Here is a 16,564-nt window from a genome sequence, read left to right as displayed (position 1 = left end):
CGTTGGAAATGTCCTTGCGGAGCGCACCATCATGATCATCCTTACCATCTTTGCATCGATTGCAGTCATCAGCATCCTGTGCTGGCTGATGTTCACCCTGGCCGTTTATGCTTTGCCGGTATCCCTGGGCGTGAGTGCCGGAATGCTGGCACATGATTCTGGTACCGGCACCCTTAGTGCCATCTTGATTGGCCTCATGACCGCAGGCTTAACTCTGTTCGTCATGCAGTTTCTTCTGCTCGTTCTATCTTCGACCTGGCTTCGGCTAATTGTCTTGACCGCTTTCGTCATGCCTGCAGCGATTGCAGGATATTGCGCGACCTATGGCATCGTGCAGCACTTCGTGGCACCGCCGTTCTGGCAGACCGCCATTTCGCTGATTGGTGGGGCCGCGGTCTGCGCCGCAGCCTTCGTCCGCTTCACGGATATGGTCGCAGCCCGGGTCATTGGTTCGGACGGACATCCAGACTCGTAATTATCGCAGATCAGGGCCCGTGCGATCATCGGCAGATCCGGTGCGCCTGCGTGGGCGTCCGGTCAAGAAAATCGGGGACGTCTGCACAATTCCAGCATTGAAGGGCCGGAGCACGCGATCAAGGGTATCGGTAGAACCCCTGAGGGCAATTTTGGGCGCAGGTCTGAATGCCACAATGGAGGACTGCAGATCACCGTAAGGATGTCGGGCCGGAATGAAGGGGCAACCCGACGGCCGGTGTCAGGTAGGCTGTACGGGTACCCAAGTTGGCGACGTCTGATGATCGGATGCGTAAGGCCACGTTCTTCCTGGATTGGCTGAAGCACCGAACCGCTCACAAGCGGCCTCGTCAATGGCTGATCTGGCCGAAGACCGGCTGACGCCTCGATCGCCTGAAGCGCAACAGCGGCGTTGCAACTTTCATCCCCTGGGCTTGCGCCCATTCCTCGCGAGGCAAGAAAGCCGCGCCTTTGCTGTCAGGCCCTGACGGGTGCGCCGTCGATCGCCTCCGGCCCGTCACATGCCATCGAGGCCGCAATGGTGCGGGCTCGAAGCACAAACATCCAGGAGTTATGACATGGCTACCATCGGCACCTTCAAGACGACCGGCACCAACGAGTTCACCGGCGAAATCATCACCCTCAGCGTCCAGGCCAAGGGCGTGCGCATCATTCCGGAGGCCAAGGCCAACGGCGAAAACGCCCCCAGCCACCGGGTCTTCGTCGGCCGCGCGGAAATCGGTGCCGCCTGGACCAAGCGTTCGAACGAAGGTCGCGAATACCTGGGCCTCAAGCTCGATGATCCCAGCTTCACCGCTCCGATCTTCGCCAACCTGTTCGACGATGAGGACGGTGAGAGCTACAGCCTGATCTGGTCTCGCCCGAGCCGCCGCAACAGCGACTGAGGTCGGATGACAGCCCCGCCCGGATGATCCGGGCGGGGCAATTCATTGTTTGCAAAGACAGACTTGATGGAAACGGCGAACCCACAACCGGACTGAAATTTGCCCAAAGATGGGAATGTCCTGCCGGAATCTTGGAATACACCAGAGCACGCCAGGAGGCGAAGCTGCAGGCTCGATCACGCGGGAGCGAGCATGGCGCAAGACGGCGGACAGGGGACTGGTCTTCGCGATCTCGACTTCGCTGGCTTCGCACAGGAATTTCTTCGCCGCAATCCCGCCTACGTGCATGAGTATCACAAGGTCATGCGGACCCGGACTGCTCCAGACGCACATATTGTAATGGAGGAGATGGCCCACCCTTGGGGCCTGAGCTTTTCCCTGTCCACCGCTGGTTTGCGCTGATCGCGAGCCGGCCCTCTGGCGTCCTGACCTTCTCCCCTCGACCGTCATACTGGACGCTGCACCTGCAGGGGCCGGGAACGCTCCTCCACTCGATCCCGATCTTTGGCCGCATGTTCTCAATGACCGTTTGTTGTCGGATGGCCGGCACCTTGTTCTTGGCGATGAGGGCGGATCTCACAGCCTGTGGCTGCGCGAGACTGACCGCGGCAAGCCGCTAGCCTATGTCGTTCCGCGTGATGACGGAATAGAACTGCGCAGCCGTGCGACACAGCGATTGGAGCAACGCTTGTCGGGCGTTTCACCGGATCGGTGTCCGGGCCAATTTCGCCCAACGCACTTTCAGGCGCGGCGCCTGACACTGCTCCTTCGCATCCTCGACATGCTGCAAGGGGAAAGGCAGTCGCGGCCCAGCACCCATGAGATTGCCCGCCAATTGGTCTACCCACGCCTGGCAATTGGTCGCGGCGCCGAATGGAAGGCATCGCCTGAACGCCGCCGCACCCAGCGCCTCATCGAGGAAGCGCGATCCTTCATGAACGGGCGCTATCGCTTTTTGCTGAAGGGCAAGCTCGCCGGTGCGACAAAAACCTCCGGCCCCAAATAGCCGCTCCCCCGAGCCAGACGAACTTCGCGAATGTGCGCCAGTCCGTTCCACACCGCCCTGCAACGGGTCGGCCACGCCCGGGAGTACTTTCATGACCCAAACTGCCGCCAACTCCGGCCCGCGTTACCTTCGGACACCCGATGCTGCGAAGCTGCTCGGGCTGTCGCCGCGCACTCTCGAAAAGCACCGTTGCTACGGTACTGGTCCCGTCTACCGCCGGCTTGGCGGCCGGGTGGTCTACGCTCTCGACGATATCGAAGCCTGGGTCGCCCTTGGCACGCGTCGCTCCACCTCGGACCCGGGCGTCGGTACCGTTCACCCTGCCAGGCGCCGGCCGGCTGAAGGGTGACACGCGTGGGCGCTTCAACCAACCCGCGTTCGCTTCCCGACATGGGCAGGCAACTCGAGCTGTTCCGACCGGGGCCTTCGACCATCGCGCCGCGTGATGCGCAGGATCTCATGACCTGGCCGTTCTTCAGTCTGGCCAAGTCCAGGCGGGTAAAGCCGATAGACTTCCGGATGGGCGAGACCTGGATTTCCGTTGAAGCCGTGCCCGAACACGGCATGGCGACGATCTGGGACGCCGACATTCTGATCTGGGCGGCGAGCCAATTGATCGAGGCGCGCAATGCCGGGCGACCGACTTCGCGCATCGTGGCTGCAACACCACATGCCATTCTGACGTATATCGGCCGCGGAACCGGTCGCGACAATTACGACCGATTGAAGGCGGCGTTCGATCGCCTGCAGTCCACTACGGTCGCGACGTCGATCCGTCAGCAGCATCAGCGACGGCGTCACCGATTCTCCTGGATCAACGAATGGCAGGAGCAACTCGATCTGAACGGCAAGCCGCTCGGTCTGCAAATGATCCTGCCGGACTGGTTCTACGCCGGTGTGCTTGAGAGGGGGCTCGTCCTGTCGATCGACCGGGCCTATTTTGGCCTGACGGGAGGGCTGGAGCGCTGGCTTTATCGCGTCGTACGCAAGCATGGCGGTCGCCAATCCCAGGGGTGGAGCTTCGACTTCGAGCACCTCTACCTGAAATCCGGCAGCCTTTCGCCGATGAAGCGGTTCGCGTTCGAACTGCGAGCCATCGTCGAACGTCAATCGCTCCCCGGCTACGTCCTGTCGATCGACAAGGCGTTCCGGCGTGAGCGTCTGAGCTTTGTTCCCGCACCGGTCGATTCCTTCGAAGCAGCCGTGCGGCGCCTCAACCTCCCTGCCTGTGGATAAGCGCCATGAGACTCGTCCTATCAGGAACCGTCGGACTCGTCCTATCGGGAACCCGAGACTCGTCCTATCAGGAACTGCTGGGGTGCGAAAAGCCGCAGAATTCTGCGGTAAATGGAGGCCCCTCTAACTATCCTAACATTACAGAATCCTACGGATTCTTTCTAACCGTCTGCACGCCTGTGGATTTCGCGGCGGTCTGCGCATGCCTCGGAGGTTGCGCATGACAGGCCTTGGAACACGCGATATCGACTTTACGCCGTTCGCCCGCGCGTTTGCCAAACAGGCGCTCACCGAGGTGCAATTGACCTGGATCGAGAAGCGCTGCGAGCAATGGCTGCGCTTCGGGCGCGTCGCCGGTGAGCAGATCGTGAGCCGCCACACCTGCACGAAGTCGTTCCGGCCCGGCGCGGTCTTTGCGCTCATGCGCTGGACCGCCAACGACTATGGAACGGTTCACTCGCGCATCGATATCGTGCAGGCGCTCGCGCGCGGCGAGGCCTTTACCACGGTGCCCTTCGTGCTTCCCGGCGGCGAGCTTCTGCTTAGCGTGACCGGTTGGCCAAAGGTCGAGAAGGTCCTGCGCGCAATCGACGCGGTGGAAGCCGCTGGCGTCGATCCATGCGATGCATCGCCTGATCATTGGCGTCATGTCTCGGCAAGGATTGCGGTCGGCGCGCAGCCTCGCCTTTACGGGAAGGATCGGCACGAAGCCTGGCTCAAGCGCAAGGCTCTCGGCCTATGACACGCCGCCGATACTTCATTCTGACTCTTGTCCTTGCCGGTGGACTAGGGGGCAGCTTCGCGACTGTCGCGTGGCTCGATCCGCGTCCACGTCTCATCTGGAACGCGAGCGCCAGCGCGCCCATCGGCCTCTATCGCCTGCAAATCGGCGACCAGGTCGCACGCGGCGACCTGGTCGCGATCATGCCGCCTCGTGATCTCGCACAGCAGATGGCCAAGCGGCGCTACCTGGCAAACGGCATGCCCATGTTGAAGCGCATCGCGGCGCTGCCTGGGCAGACGGTGTGCCGACACGGTGCAAATGTCAGCATCGACGGCGCGCGCGTTGCCGTTGCTCATCCGCGCGATCGAAGCGGTCGGCCCCTGCCGGTGTGGCGTGGTTGCCATATTGTTCCGGCGCATCAGCTCTTCGTCATCAATGCCGTGCTCGACAGCTTCGACAGCCGCTATTTCGGGCCGATCCCGGATGCCGGCCTCATAGGCCGCGCGCAGCCTCTCTTCACCCGCGACGCCCCCGACGAGCCACCCGTCTGGCGTGGGCTCGGCCATTCGACCGCTTCTCCAACCGCCACAAAGGATCACTCCCCATGCAGATAGGTCGATTCCGCAAAACCGCCGACGGCTTTGAAGGCCGCATCACATCGGTCATGATCGATGTTTCGGTTTGTCTGGTTCCTGCGCCGGACACGGGCGCGGAAAACGCACCGCAGTGGCGTGTGCTCTGCGGAAATTCTGAATCCGGCATCGAAATTGGCGCGGGTTGGGATCGCACCGGCGAGCGCGCAGGCGCCTACATCGCCTTGCAGCTCGACGATCCGCAATTTGCACATCCCCTGCGCGCCAACCTGCTGCGATCGGGGCAAGCCGCCGGCGATCATGTCCTGCTCTGGTCGCGGCCAGCCTCGCGCGAAAGCCGCTAAGCCCATGCACACGTCGTTCTCGGGCATGCGAGCCTACGCAGCATGGCTGTCGGCGGCAGCTTGTCTTGCCGGTGCATCGTTGTGCGCAGAACCGCAACTGGTCCGGGCGCAGGACAGCCGCGAAGCTGGCGATGGCAGACCCGCTCCCGATGTGGACCCGATGCAGCCTAACGCATCCGCCGTTACCGAAGCCTCGCGCCGCTTCGCCATTCCGACAAGCTGGGTCCGTGCGGTCATGCACACCGAGAGCCGGGGTAATCCGCGCGCCATCTCTCCGGCGGGCGCCATGGGGCTGATGCAGATCATGCCCGGCACCTGGGCCGAACTGACGGCGCGATTCGATCTTGGTTCCGATCCCTTCGATGCGCGCGCCAGCATCCATGCCGGCGCCGCTTACTTGCGCATGATGCTCAATCGGTACGGTGATCTCGGCACAGCACTGGCCGCATACAATGCCGGTCCGGGACGCGTTGACGCCTACCTGGCAGGACGTCGTCCGCTACCCCGCGAGACTGTCGCCTACGTCGCCGACACCACCCGCATGATCAGCGGGGAGGGCGTTTCACTGGCTGCACTGCATCCTGCCGCAACGCCGATTCCCTGGCGCACTTCGAAGCTGTTCGCGACGCAAGCCGAAGTGCCTGTTTCCATTGAAAACGCAACAACGGACGCTGCATTTGCCCTTTCAAGCCCGCTCTTCATTCCTCTTTCCGGAGAACATCGGCCATGACGTCTTATGGCGCTTTCTGGCGACCCATGGCGAGGCGTGGCGGGCTTCATGTCGGGATCGGGCTCGTTGCGGAAGAAGGCAGGGGCGTATCGCGAGATAAAAGGCCGGCCAGCTACGCGGCCTCATGTGGTTGGTTTTTGCGGCTTTTCGCGTATGGCACAGGGCATATCCAGCCATACGGCCTTGTTGAAATCCATTGTCTTTCAATCACGTGCCGTATGGCCGCAGTGTGATGGCAAGCGACGATCATCATTTTCGGCCGCGACCAGGGCCGAGCCGGGACAGGGGAAGCGGCTCGGCGGGTAAGGCCAAGCGCCTTGCCGCGCAGGTCCGCCGTGCGAGTGCACGGGCCGGCTTTACACAGCTCGCAAGGAAGCCGCGCAAAGGCGCCGGGAACCGCGCGCGAGGACGCCGCGCGCTGGCCCGGGTGCGGCTGCGTTCCGATGCCCGCCGCGTTGTCGTCAAGGCCCGCGTTGTCCGGCACAAGGGCGCGCGATTCCGGGCTGCGCCGCTCAGTCGCCATATCACGTATCTCGAACGCGATGGTGTCACCCGGGATGGCCGGGACGCCTCGATGTTCGATGCCGGCAGTGACGAAGCTGACCGCGATGCTTTCGCCGAGCGCTGCGAAGACGACCGGCATCACTTCCGCTTCATCGTCAGTCCCCAGGACGCCGCGCAAATGGATGACCTGCGCATTTTCACGCGCGAGTTGATGCGCGGCATGGCCCGCGATCTCGAGACCGATCTTGAGTGGGTCGCAGTCGATCACTGGAATACCGACAATCCGCATATCCATGTCCTGGTGCGCGGCGTGACCGACACCGGCGAGGATCTCGTCATCGACAAGGGCTACATAAGCTCCGGTCTGCGCGCCCGCGCCGAAGAGCGGGTGACCCTGGAACTGGGCCCGCGCAGTGAACGCGAAATCCGCACCGCGCTCGAGCGCGAAGTCGATGCCGAAAGCTGGACCAGCCTCGATCGCCAGTTACAAGGTTTGGCACACGATACGGGCGGCCTGATCGATCTGCGCCCCGGCGGACAACTGGACGGCGAAAGGCAGCGCCTGCTTGTCGGCCGCGCCGCGCGGCTTGAACACATGGGGCTTGCGGTCAACGAAGGTGGCGGACTTTGGTCAATCGAGCAGGGCGCTGAAGCGACTTTGCGCGATCTTTCCATCCGCACCGACATCATCAAGACGATGCACAGGGCAATGTCCCGCGATGGTGGCCGGTTCGATCTCTCGACCCTGGCCCTCCATGACAAGGCACCGAGCGATCCGATTATCGGCAAGCTGGTTGAACGCGGACTCCATGATGAACTGACCGGCAGCGCTTACGCCGTTATCGACGGCGCAGACGGACATACCCATCATCTGCGCTTCGAGGATATCGACATGACTGGCGATGCTCCCCACGGCGCGATTGTCGAGGTCAGATCATGGGACGACCTCAAGGGACGAACGCGCCTCTCACTCGCAACGCGCTCCGACCTCGCACTCGACAAGCAGGTCGGGGCATCAGGTGCTACCTGGCTCGATCGGCAACTGCTTTCGCGTGAACCGGCAGTGAGTGGCAACGGCTTTGGGCTGGATGTGCGCGCGGCGATGGAAGCGCGCGGGGCACATCTTGAATCCCTGGGCCTTGCCCGGCGGCAAGGCCAGCGGCTCCTTTTCGCAAGCGACCTCATCGATACCCTGCGAGCACGCGAACTCAGCGATACGGCCCGGGTCATCGCCGCGCGGACCGGGCTCGAGCACAAGCCGGCAAGTGTCGGGGAACATGTGAGCGGCATCTACCGCGAGCGCGTGACGCTTTCCTCGGGTCGTTTCGCCATGATCGACGAGGGGATGAGCTTCCAGCTCGTTCCCTGGCGCCCCGCCCTCGAAAGACATCTGGGTGCCCAGATCACGGGCACTCTCATACCCGGCGGCGGTGTCGACTGGTCATTGGGACGCGGCAGGGGACTGGGTCTGTGATCGCCCACGCAATTGGGAGAACAGCAAGATGAACGACAGGATCCTGTGGGGGCAGATTGCCGCTGTCGCGGCTATCGTGGTCCTTACGGTGTGGGGCGCGACCCAATGGACCGCCGCAGCGCTTGCCTATCAATCTGAACTGGGCCGGCCCTGGTTCGTGATCGGATCCTATCCGGTCTACCTGCCTCCGGCCTTTTTTTGGTGGTGGTTCAGTTTCGATGCCTACGCGCCGCATGTCTTTCTCAAGGGGGCGACCATCGCTGCCTCGGGCGGTCTGCTCTCGATCGTGGTCGCAATCGGCATGTCGATCTGGCGCGCGCGCGAAAGGCGCCGTGCCGAGACCTACGGGTCGGCGCGGTGGGCAAGCGAGAAGGACATTCACCGTGCGGGGCTCCTGGGTGATGACGGCGTGGTGCTTGGTCGTTTGGGCGCAGAGTATCTGCGTCACGATGGTCCCGAACATGTCTTGTGTTTTGCGCCGACGCGCTCGGGCAAAGGTGTGGGTCTTGTCGTCCCGACACTGCTGACCTGGCCGGGCAGTTGCATCGTTCACGACATCAAGGGTGAAAACTGGCAGCTCACCGCCGGCTTTCGCGCGCGCCATGGCAGGGTCCTGCTTTTCGATCCTACCAACCCCAAGTCCTCGCCCTACAATCCGTTGCTCGAAGTGCGTAAAGGCGAATGGGAAGTGCGCGACGTCCAGAACGTTGCAGACGTCCTGGTTGACCCCGAAGGGAGCCTGGAAAAGCGCAACCATTGGGAAAAGACGAGCCATGCGCTTCTCGTTGGAGCCATTTTGCATGTCCTCTACGCCGAGCAGGACAAGACCCTGGCTGGCGTTGCCGCCTTTCTTTCTGATCCGCGCCGCGGCATTGAAACTGCGCTGCGGATCATGAAGACGACGGCGCACCTTGGGAAAGCCGGCGTGCATCCGGTTGTCGCCGCGGCGGCACAGGAATTGCTAAACAAGAGCGAAAACGAACGGTCCGGTGTGCTGTCGACCGCGATGTCGTTTCTCGGGCTCTATCGCGATCCGGTTGTCGCCAAGGTGACTGGATCCTCGCATTGGCGGATCGCGGATCTCATGGGCCAAGCGCCCGTCTCGCTCTATCTCGTCGTTCCACCAGGGGACATCAGCCGCACCAAGCCGCTCATGCGCCTGATCCTCAACCAGATCGGGCGGCGCCTCACCGAGGATCTCAATCCTGCCCGAAACCGTCAGCGCCTGCTGCTGATGCTCGACGAGTTTCCCGCACTCGGCCGGCTAGACTTCTTCGAAAGTGCGCTCGCCTTTATGGCGGGATATGGGATCAAGGCTTTCCTCATTGCCCAGTCGCTGAATCAGATCGAGAAGGCCTACGGCCAGAACAACGCCATCCTCGACAATTGCCATGTGCGCGTCAGCTTTGCGACCAACGATGAGCGTACTGCAAGGCGGATTTCCGATGCCCTGGGCACCGCTACCGAAATGAGGGCCATGAAGAACTATGCCGGGCACCGTCTCTCGCCCTGGCTTGGCCATCTCATGGTATCGCGCACTGAAACTGCCCGACAGTTGCTCACGCCCGGCGAAGTTATGCAATTGCCGGACGACGAAGAAATCGTGATGATCGCAGGTCTGCCACCGATCCAGGCACACAAAGCGCGCTATTTTACCGATAAGCGTTTCACCGAGCGTGTCGGATCGCCGCCCGAGCCGCAAGCTCTTGTTGATGCCGAAATCCCTTTGGACGATTGGTCCGGCCCTGCGCCTGTCAAAGCGCCGACATCACCCAAGGATCCATCCGAGGATCGCAATCCTTCATCGGACAGACCCGAGGCTGTCAAAGATGGCTCCGAAGATCCAAAGCCGGAACCCAAAGGTTCGCAGCCAGCACCGGAAGGCGAAGCGGCCAAGGCAGAAAATTCGGGCGATCCTGCGAACAGCGGCATTCGCCGGGAACCCGACCTGCCGGACCACGAGGAGATCGCCCCTGAGCCCGCAGCGATCCAAAATGAGTTCGAGTTTGACGACGATATCCCGGAAAACGATGCTGCCTGGACCCGGCAAGCGATTGATCAGACCGTGACGGCCAATGCGCGAAGGGCATCCCTCGATCCCGATGATGGAATCGAACTATGAGAAAGCCCCACGTCAAACATACCTTTCGTCTCGATGCCCGGCTTTCGCGTCTGCTCGATGATCATGCCCGTGCCCGTCAGGTCACCCGCACCGACGTCGTCGAGGCGGCGCTGGCATCGATGCTATCTCCCGATCACGAAGAGCGTATCGAAGCCATCCTGACCAAGCGGCTTGACCGCATTTCGCGCCAGCTCGATCGTCTCGAATGGCACGTCGAACTGACGAACGAGACCCTGGCCCTGTTTATCCGCTTCTGGCTGACCAGCAATCCGCCTCTGCCCGATGCAGCGCTGAAGGCAGCGCAGGCCAGTGGCAGAAAACGCTGGCATGCCTTCGTCAAGTCGCTCAGCCGTAAGATGGAGGCAGGACCCAGGCTCAAGGACGAACTGTCGCGCGACATCGACCGATGAGGCGGGGAATCAGGCGCTGCACGATTGGCTCCCATCGCTCATCGGCTGAATTGTTACAGATTTTTGACTTCGCAAATGCAGCATAAATTGCAATTGTCCAGCCAACCCGAACGATCGAATGAGTCGTTCAGGTACAGTGCCGAAAGGCCATATGTCGGACGCTGTTCAATCCGGAGGAAAACCGGGACGAAGGGCAAAACAGGCGATCTGCCAGGATAGCGGGCTGGAAGCGCTCCTGCGGTCGAGCGATACTCATGCGTATTGATCTTGCTGAAAAACTCATGTCAGAAGTCTCCAGCGCTTCCTCGCGCAGCGCCCTGTTCACCGCCCTTGAAAATGCCACGCGGCTCATGAGTTTCGATTATTTCGCACTGGACTATGATGATTGCCGCGCCAGCAACGAGAATGACGCCTTTCTTGTCCATGATTATCCGCCTGAATGGGCCAGGGTGTACCAGTCTCTAGGTCTGGCAACCCAAGATCCGGTGCGGCGTACCTGCGAAAGGTCGTTCACCAGTTTTCCCTGGGGTGTTTCACGCGAATTTACCGGAGCGGTGCGCGGCGATCACAAGATCCTCGGCCTGAGCCGCGAGTATGGGATAGGGGACGGGTTTACTGTGCCGCGTCATTTGCCCGGCGGTGTCACCGGATCTTGCACATTCGTTGTCAGGCCCGATGCCGCCTTGCCTGTGGAAATGCTGCAAGTCGCCGACCTTCTTGGCGGGGTTGCACTGGCAAGTGCGCACAAGATCGCTGGGCTACATATGTCAGCTTCCAGTCCTGGACTGACTGATCGCCAACGCGAATGCCTGCTCTGGTGGGGGCGCGGCAAAACAGCAGCCGAAATTGCGATCATCATGGGGCTCAGCGTTGAAACCGTGCACCAGCACCTCAAGCTGGCCCGTGAACGCTACGGTGTCGATGCCAGCCAGTCGGTGCTCGCCTGCGCCATCGCTGAAGGCCTGATCGGCCCGGGGGACATTTGGCGGTGGTTTCGGACCCGACCTGGCATTGCCGTGACTGGCTAGAAAACGGCATTACGATCCCCAATTCTTGGTATGTGTTCGCAGGCGCGGCTATGATCTGATCAGCGGACTAATCCACCGCATAAGGATAGCCGCAATGCCAAGCAGGGTTCGAGCGCCGCGCGCGCTCGAAAGCAAAGCCTTTCGCGCCATGTTCGCCGCGCGCAAGGAGGTTTTCGTCGACCTTCTGAAATGGGATTTGCCGGTCTTCGCCGAGCATGCGCTCGAAACCGGCATCACCGGCTATACCGGCGTTGCCGATCTGGCCTGGTTCCAGCAAGTCATGCGCTTTGGCTGGCACTGTTCCCCGCTTGGCCGAATTGCCCTGTGCGAAGGGCGCAAGCTCATCGCCCTGCACATCCGGATCGATGAGCGCACTTTGGATGGACTGCGCACAGCAGGGATCTATCAGCCGCGCACGCTCAAGCTCGTCGCAGGAGAGGAGGCGGCCAATGAGCGTTGAGACCTGGACCCGTCAAATCCACCAGAACGGATATTGCATCATTCCCGATGCGCTCGATACGGGCACGATCGACAAGCTTGCCGGTGACCTCGATCCGGTTTTTGCGGCAACGCCGTTTTGCGAGGGCGACTTCTATGGCCACCGCACCAAGCGCTTCGGCGGCTTGCTCAAACGCTCGCGGCACATGGAGCCATTGGTCCTGCATCCAGGTATTCTCGCGCTCGCCGAAACTATCCTTGGCGCAGCCTGTGAGCGCATCCAGCTCAATGTCGCTCAGGCGATCGAGATCCATCCGGGCGAAGTCTGCCAGGTTCCGCACCGTGATCATGACATGTGGGCGGGCGCAAAAGACGAGCATGAATATCTGCTCAACGTGATCTGGCCGCTCGACCCGTTCACCAAGGACAATGGCAGTACGCAGATCTATCCGGGCAGCCATGGACCGCTAGGCATGGCACGTGAGGACATTGGTCAGCCAATCGTTGCGCAGGGCAAGCCTGGAACGGCCATCTGTTTCCTGGGGTCGACGGCACACGCTGCCGGCGCAAATTGCAGTGCGGACCCGCGCCGTGCCGTCATCGTCGGCTACAGCCTTGGCTGGCTGAAGCCTTATGAAAATCCCTGGCTCGCCTATCCCCCTCAAGTTGCGCGCAGTTTCTCGCCCGAACTCGCGGCGCTTGCCGGATACGTCCAGCATCGGCCCAATCTCGGCAATTATGAGGGCCAGTGCCCGTCGGTCCTGCTGCATGATGAGGTTCCCACCCATTTGCCAGCCATTGATGCCTTGCGCCCTGACCAGGCAAGCATGGCCGCCGAAATTGCGCGTTCGCGCCGGGCCGAGCAATGAGTCCTGCCAATGTCCTGGAGCCCACTTACCAGGCGATCAGGCAGCGATTGCTCGCCGGCGTCTGGCCGATGGGCCTGAGGCTGGAAACTGCCAAGCTTGCCGAAGATCTCGGCGTCAGCGTTACGCCGGTGCGCGATAGCCTCAATCGCCTGGCAGGTGAGTGCCTTGTCGATCTTGTTCCAGGCATGGGCTTCCTCGTGCCGCAAATGACGGAAGCGAAATTGTGCGATCTTCTGGACCTCAACTTGCTTGCCCTTGAGAAGTCGGTGGAACTGTGCGCGCCGGGCAATCCGGAATTGCCGGTCGAACTGCCGAACGGCGACCATGCCGCACGAACGCAATTCGTCTTCGTCCAGATCGCGGCATTGTCCGGAAACACCGAAATGGAAAGGTTGGTGGTCGCGATCGCAGCTCGGCTCCATGGAACGCAGTTGCATGAGGCCGCCGTGCTCGGCGAAAGCGCTGACGAGATCACGCGCATCTGGAACGAGGTGAGCGCGGCTCGCCGAAGCGCCAGGTTGCTGGACATGCTGCGGCGTTACCACCGCAGGCGCAAAGACGCGGCGCGGGAACTGGTTGCGCAATTGTCGTCTTGATGGTGATTGGGCGAATGATCGCAGATCGCAGATCGCAGGCCAGCGCCAGGGATCTGCGACATTGCGTCCAACAACATCGTATAAATGAGAATTCGCTGGTCAGGCATTGTCGCTCTTCGCCCCTTCAGCTCCGCAAAGATCTCGGCCTGATTTGAGGGATATAAATGCGCGGCAACGCTCCAGATCATGATCCGGAGCCGCGAAGCAAAATGAAGAGGTTAAAACATTGTATTCTGGACAGAACCGTTGGCTCGCGCACCAGCACAGGGTATGATGCTCTTCCCATGAAGACGAGCCTCGACCACCTTCCCGCCCACAAGCAGCGCGAGATCGAGCGCGTGGTGCAGATCCTCTTTGAGGAGTTCGACGACAATTTCGCGCTCGCCTCGCACGAGTGGAAGAAGAAGGGCCGCATCCTCAAGGTCGTCCTCTATGGTTCCTATGCCCGCGGCGGTTGGGTTGACGAACCGCACACGGCCAAGGGCTACAAGTCGGACTACGATCTGCTCATTATCGTCAGTGACAAGCGCCTGACCGATCGCGCCAAATACTGGTCGAAGCTCGATGACCGATTGAACCGCGAATATGGCCTGACCGGGACGCTCAAGACGCCCGTCAATTTCATCGTCCATTCGCTGCAAGAGGTGAACGACGGTCTTGCGCATGGCCGCTATTTCTTCATGGATGTCGCGCAGGACGGTATCGCGCTCTACCAGAGTGACGATACTGAACTGCATACGCCCAAGCCGAAGACGCCCCAGCAGGCACTAAAGATGGCACAGGAGTACTTCGAAGAGTGGCTCCCCGCAGCAAATGGTCGGGTCAAGTTAGCAAAGTATGCGATAAATGAAGGCATTTTCAAACACGCGGCTTTTGAATACCATCAGGCTGTAGAAGGTCTATATAATTGCGCTTTACTTGTCTGTACTTTCTACGCGCCACACGTCCACAATCTCGGCTTCCTGCGAACGCAGGCTGAGCGACTGGATCTCAGGTTAGTCTATGCCTGGCCTCGCGAGACACGCAAGGAACGGGCGATGTTTGAAAAGCTAAAGGAAGCCTATGTGAAGGCGAGGTATTCCAAACATTTTCGTATCAGCGAAGAGGAACTCACATGGCTTGGTGATCGCGTGGAAGAACTGGGACGCACGGTTCACGAGATTTGCCTCGAACAACTCGCGGCTCTTCACGCCAAAGCCGACGGACAGGCAGCATAAAGCGATTATAATCCTGACACCTGTTGTCAGGATGGCTGCAACCGGTCATGTTATTGGCGCGCAGTGAAAATTCTGGCGATCGCTGCGTGGACTGGTTCCGCCAGGCATCATGTACGCCCGTCCGACAGGACAGGCGGCCGTAACGGTCAAGGCCGCGTAGACGCGGCTCAACGGCGGCACAGCGCTGAGACTCCGATCTGGCTGGCAACTCCGGTTCGATTGGTCCTGCCGTACGTGGTTGCAATTCGTGCCCCCCAAAATCATCGGCCCGCATGTCCGTGACCGTCCCGCGCCATCACGCGACAGCATCGAGAATGTCCGTATCCGGACACCGCTCGACGCAGCGTTTCGGCGTGAGAGCAGCAATCTGCTGCGCTATCTCGACAAACATGCCGGACGCGATGCTGCGCCCGATATGTTGCAGGAGGTCTTTACGCGCGCAGCGGCCAGTTCGCAGGCCAGCTCACTCAGAAATCCCGCGGCATTCCTGCAGCGCATTGCGCGCAACCTGCTGATCGATCGCTCGAGGCGGCGCAAAACCGCAGGGTGCGTGCATCTTGAGCTTGATGAGGAACTTCATGGTGCCACCTTGCCGGAACAGGAAGCGCAGTTGCAGGCAAGAGATCTGCTCAGCGCTTACGAACGCGCCGTCGATGACCTGCCGGAAAAGACCCGACGGGTTTTCCTGATGCACAGGGTAGACGAGCTGAGCTATCGAGATATCCATGAGCAACTGGGAATCAGCATCGCGACGGTTGAATATCACATGATGAAGGCGCTGGGGCACATAGCGCGGGCGGTGGACGCCGCGCGATGAACGACAATGACAATGCCTTTCCGGGCAGGGGAGAGGCACTGAAGGACGAGGCCATCGAGTGGGTGGTGCATCTTCATGGTCCCGATGCCGCGGCATTCAAAGGCAAGTTCGAGCAATGGCGCGCGCAATCGCCTGATCACCGCCAGGCCTATGAATGGGCGATGCGCCACTTTGATGCATCCGCCATTCTCAAGGATTCCAAGCAACATGGTATGGCAAGGACGTCCCGGCCGCGTGTTGGACGCTGGATATTCCTGGGACTTGCTCTTGCCGCTGCAGCATCCCTCATGCTCGCGACCTTGGGAAACCGGCAGGCAGCTGATGGGGCCAAACTCTTGCCCCATGATTCAGGCCAACAATCGGCCCTTGCGACGTCCCATGGTCAGATCCGCACTTTTGTTCTGGCCGACGGCACGTCGGTGACGCTCGATGCGCAATCGAAGCTGCTTGTCACCATGGACCCGTCGCAGCGTAGGCTCGATCTGGAGCAGGGCAGGGTGCGAGTTACAGTCGCCCGTGATGCGCGGCCTCTGACCGTTTCTGCCGGCGCTGGTGAGATCCACGCGCGCGAAGGGGCGTTTGATGTCTCCTTTGGCAATCGCAATATCCTGGTCAGCTTCATTCGTGGCAGTGGCACAATCCAGCCCAAGTCGGGATCTGTCGCATTTGCAGGTCAGCCGATGAACGCCCTCGCGGGCCAGCGCTACACTTACCACAGGTTCGATTTTGCCGGGGCCGCAAAGGTCCCCGCTGCGCCAGGTACCGATGATCGCCAGTGGCCGACTGGCTGGTTCGAATATCGTTCCGTGCCCTTGAGCGTGCTGATCGGTGAGGCCAATAGATACGGGCAGCAGAAAATCGTGCTCGACGATGCCGGGATCGGTGCGATTGCGGTGACCGGTCGCTTCCATCTGACGGACACCGAAGGGTTTGCACAGCGCCTTGCCGAGTCCTTGCACCTAGACATGACCCGTCGGGCAGATGCCATTCACCTGAGCCGCGAATAATTTTTTCGGTCCTTCACTAAGGTCTCTCGTTTTCCTGCGTCGAACTTTCCCATGAGCCCGGCGTGCTGCG

General features: G+C 61.0%; 20 protein-coding genes. All 20 read left to right on the top strand.

Going from position 1 to position 16,564, the window contains the following annotated elements:
* Positions 1-31 precede the first annotated feature (31 nt).
* The 20 genes from J3474_RS07570 (at position 32) to J3474_RS07475 (ending at position 16,494) form a co-directional block, all read left to right on the top strand.
* Positions 32-475, top strand: a complete 444-nt coding sequence (locus J3474_RS07570; RefSeq protein WP_207093650.1) for a hypothetical protein — start codon at positions 32-34, stop codon at positions 473-475.
* A 577-nt stretch (positions 476-1,052) separates the two neighbouring features.
* Entirely contained in the window at positions 1,053-1,379 is a 327-nt protein-coding gene (locus tag J3474_RS07565; protein ID WP_207093649.1) for a DUF736 domain-containing protein, read from the top strand.
* A gap of 192 nt (positions 1,380-1,571) precedes the next feature.
* Positions 1,572-1,781 carry a transcriptional regulator domain-containing protein gene (locus J3474_RS07560; RefSeq protein WP_242528241.1) on the top strand — a complete coding sequence of 70 codons (210 nt, stop codon included), beginning with the start codon at positions 1,572-1,574 and terminating at the stop codon, positions 1,779-1,781.
* Entirely contained in the window at positions 1,768-2,385 is a 618-nt protein-coding gene (locus tag J3474_RS07555; protein WP_376706518.1) for a DUF2285 domain-containing protein, read from the top strand. Before J3474_RS07560 ends, J3474_RS07555 begins: the two co-directional genes overlap by 14 nt.
* Before the next feature lie 91 nt (positions 2,386-2,476).
* Positions 2,477-2,734 (top strand): AlpA family transcriptional regulator, encoded by a 258-nt coding sequence (locus J3474_RS07550; protein WP_207093646.1) that lies wholly within the window; start codon positions 2,477-2,479, stop codon positions 2,732-2,734.
* A gap of 41 nt (positions 2,735-2,775) precedes the next feature.
* Complete coding sequence (locus J3474_RS07545; protein ID WP_207093739.1) at positions 2,776-3,621, top strand: replication initiator protein A; 846 nt, start codon at positions 2,776-2,778, stop codon at positions 3,619-3,621.
* 220 nt (positions 3,622-3,841) lie between these two features.
* Positions 3,842-4,363, top strand: coding sequence for a DUF2840 domain-containing protein (locus J3474_RS07540; RefSeq protein WP_207093645.1), 522 nt, complete (start codon positions 3,842-3,844; stop codon positions 4,361-4,363).
* On the top strand, positions 4,360-4,959 hold the full coding sequence (gene traF / locus J3474_RS07535; RefSeq protein ID WP_207093644.1) for a conjugative transfer signal peptidase TraF: 600 nt from the start codon (positions 4,360-4,362) through the stop codon (positions 4,957-4,959). The genes J3474_RS07540 and traF overlap by 4 nt, the downstream gene beginning before the upstream one ends.
* Positions 4,950-5,282 carry a DUF736 domain-containing protein gene (locus J3474_RS07530; protein WP_207093643.1) on the top strand — a complete coding sequence of 111 codons (333 nt, stop codon included), beginning with the start codon at positions 4,950-4,952 and terminating at the stop codon, positions 5,280-5,282. Before traF ends, J3474_RS07530 begins: the two co-directional genes overlap by 10 nt.
* Before the next feature lie 4 nt (positions 5,283-5,286).
* The gene (locus J3474_RS07525; RefSeq protein ID WP_305798459.1) at positions 5,287-6,012 is read left to right on the top strand and encodes a lytic transglycosylase domain-containing protein; all 726 of its coding nucleotides are present in this window, start codon (positions 5,287-5,289) and stop codon (positions 6,010-6,012) included.
* 232 nt (positions 6,013-6,244) lie between these two features.
* The gene (locus J3474_RS07520; protein ID WP_207093642.1) at positions 6,245-7,990 is read left to right on the top strand and encodes a DUF3363 domain-containing protein; all 1,746 of its coding nucleotides are present in this window, start codon (positions 6,245-6,247) and stop codon (positions 7,988-7,990) included.
* 28 nt (positions 7,991-8,018) lie between these two features.
* A complete protein-coding gene (locus tag J3474_RS07515) occupies positions 8,019-10,112 on the top strand; it encodes a conjugal transfer protein TraG (RefSeq protein ID WP_207093641.1) in 2,094 nt (697 codons plus the stop codon).
* Entirely contained in the window at positions 10,109-10,522 is a 414-nt protein-coding gene (locus tag J3474_RS07510) for a CopG family transcriptional regulator (RefSeq protein WP_207093640.1), read from the top strand. Before J3474_RS07515 ends, J3474_RS07510 begins: the two co-directional genes overlap by 4 nt.
* 254 nt (positions 10,523-10,776) lie before the next feature.
* Entirely contained in the window at positions 10,777-11,550 is a 774-nt protein-coding gene (locus tag J3474_RS07505) for a LuxR family transcriptional regulator (RefSeq protein WP_207093639.1), read from the top strand.
* A 94-nt stretch (positions 11,551-11,644) separates the two neighbouring features.
* The gene (locus tag J3474_RS07500; protein ID WP_207093638.1) at positions 11,645-12,010 is read left to right on the top strand and encodes a hypothetical protein; all 366 of its coding nucleotides are present in this window, start codon (positions 11,645-11,647) and stop codon (positions 12,008-12,010) included.
* The gene (locus tag J3474_RS07495; RefSeq protein ID WP_207093637.1) at positions 12,000-12,857 is read left to right on the top strand and encodes a phytanoyl-CoA dioxygenase family protein; all 858 of its coding nucleotides are present in this window, start codon (positions 12,000-12,002) and stop codon (positions 12,855-12,857) included. Before J3474_RS07500 ends, J3474_RS07495 begins: the two co-directional genes overlap by 11 nt.
* Positions 12,854-13,453: a GntR family transcriptional regulator gene (locus J3474_RS07490; RefSeq protein ID WP_207093636.1), complete on the top strand. Its 600-nt coding sequence runs from the start codon at positions 12,854-12,856 to the stop codon at positions 13,451-13,453. Before J3474_RS07495 ends, J3474_RS07490 begins: the two co-directional genes overlap by 4 nt.
* Before the next feature lie 284 nt (positions 13,454-13,737).
* The gene (locus J3474_RS07485; protein WP_207093635.1) at positions 13,738-14,670 is read left to right on the top strand and encodes a nucleotidyltransferase and HEPN domain-containing protein; all 933 of its coding nucleotides are present in this window, start codon (positions 13,738-13,740) and stop codon (positions 14,668-14,670) included.
* 247 nt (positions 14,671-14,917) lie between these two features.
* Complete coding sequence (locus J3474_RS07480) at positions 14,918-15,487, top strand: RNA polymerase sigma factor (protein ID WP_242528262.1); 570 nt, start codon at positions 14,918-14,920, stop codon at positions 15,485-15,487.
* The gene (locus J3474_RS07475; protein ID WP_207093634.1) at positions 15,484-16,494 is read left to right on the top strand and encodes a FecR domain-containing protein; all 1,011 of its coding nucleotides are present in this window, start codon (positions 15,484-15,486) and stop codon (positions 16,492-16,494) included. The genes J3474_RS07480 and J3474_RS07475 overlap by 4 nt, the downstream gene beginning before the upstream one ends.
* Positions 16,495-16,564: the final 70 nt, after the last annotated feature.

Origin of the sequence: Novosphingobium sp. PY1, assembly GCF_017312445.1 — a bacterium.
GTDB lineage: Bacteria > Pseudomonadota > Alphaproteobacteria > Sphingomonadales > Sphingomonadaceae > Novosphingobium.
The sequence above is the reverse complement of the archived record's forward strand: the minus strand, read 5'-3'. Positions and strand labels throughout refer to the sequence as shown.

What these genes read in the sequence shown, in the direction of transcription:
- J3474_RS07570 (WP_207093650.1), top strand. Translation starts at nt 32, where the DNA reads ATGATCATCCTTACCATCTTTGCATCGATTGCAGTCATCAGCATCCTG.
- J3474_RS07565 (WP_207093649.1), top strand. Translation starts at nt 1,053, where the DNA reads ATGGCTACCATCGGCACCTTCAAGACGACCGGCACCAACGAGTTCACC.
- J3474_RS07560 (WP_242528241.1), top strand. Translation starts at nt 1,572, where the DNA reads ATGGCGCAAGACGGCGGACAGGGGACTGGTCTTCGCGATCTCGACTTC.
- J3474_RS07550 (WP_207093646.1), top strand. Translation starts at nt 2,477, where the DNA reads ATGACCCAAACTGCCGCCAACTCCGGCCCGCGTTACCTTCGGACACCC.
- J3474_RS07545 (WP_207093739.1), top strand. Translation starts at nt 2,776, where the DNA reads ATGGGCAGGCAACTCGAGCTGTTCCGACCGGGGCCTTCGACCATCGCG.
- J3474_RS07540 (WP_207093645.1), top strand. Translation starts at nt 3,842, where the DNA reads ATGACAGGCCTTGGAACACGCGATATCGACTTTACGCCGTTCGCCCGC.
- traF (WP_207093644.1), top strand. Translation starts at nt 4,360, where the DNA reads ATGACACGCCGCCGATACTTCATTCTGACTCTTGTCCTTGCCGGTGGA.
- J3474_RS07530 (WP_207093643.1), top strand. Translation starts at nt 4,950, where the DNA reads ATGCAGATAGGTCGATTCCGCAAAACCGCCGACGGCTTTGAAGGCCGC.
- J3474_RS07525 (WP_305798459.1), top strand. Translation starts at nt 5,287, where the DNA reads ATGCACACGTCGTTCTCGGGCATGCGAGCCTACGCAGCATGGCTGTCG.
- J3474_RS07520 (WP_207093642.1), top strand. Translation starts at nt 6,245, where the DNA reads ATGGCAAGCGACGATCATCATTTTCGGCCGCGACCAGGGCCGAGCCGG.
- J3474_RS07515 (WP_207093641.1), top strand. Translation starts at nt 8,019, where the DNA reads ATGAACGACAGGATCCTGTGGGGGCAGATTGCCGCTGTCGCGGCTATC.
- J3474_RS07510 (WP_207093640.1), top strand. Translation starts at nt 10,109, where the DNA reads ATGAGAAAGCCCCACGTCAAACATACCTTTCGTCTCGATGCCCGGCTT.
- J3474_RS07505 (WP_207093639.1), top strand. Translation starts at nt 10,777, where the DNA reads ATGCGTATTGATCTTGCTGAAAAACTCATGTCAGAAGTCTCCAGCGCT.
- J3474_RS07500 (WP_207093638.1), top strand. Translation starts at nt 11,645, where the DNA reads ATGCCAAGCAGGGTTCGAGCGCCGCGCGCGCTCGAAAGCAAAGCCTTT.
- J3474_RS07495 (WP_207093637.1), top strand. Translation starts at nt 12,000, where the DNA reads ATGAGCGTTGAGACCTGGACCCGTCAAATCCACCAGAACGGATATTGC.
- J3474_RS07490 (WP_207093636.1), top strand. Translation starts at nt 12,854, where the DNA reads ATGAGTCCTGCCAATGTCCTGGAGCCCACTTACCAGGCGATCAGGCAG.
- J3474_RS07485 (WP_207093635.1), top strand. Translation starts at nt 13,738, where the DNA reads ATGAAGACGAGCCTCGACCACCTTCCCGCCCACAAGCAGCGCGAGATC.
- J3474_RS07475 (WP_207093634.1), top strand. Translation starts at nt 15,484, where the DNA reads ATGAACGACAATGACAATGCCTTTCCGGGCAGGGGAGAGGCACTGAAG.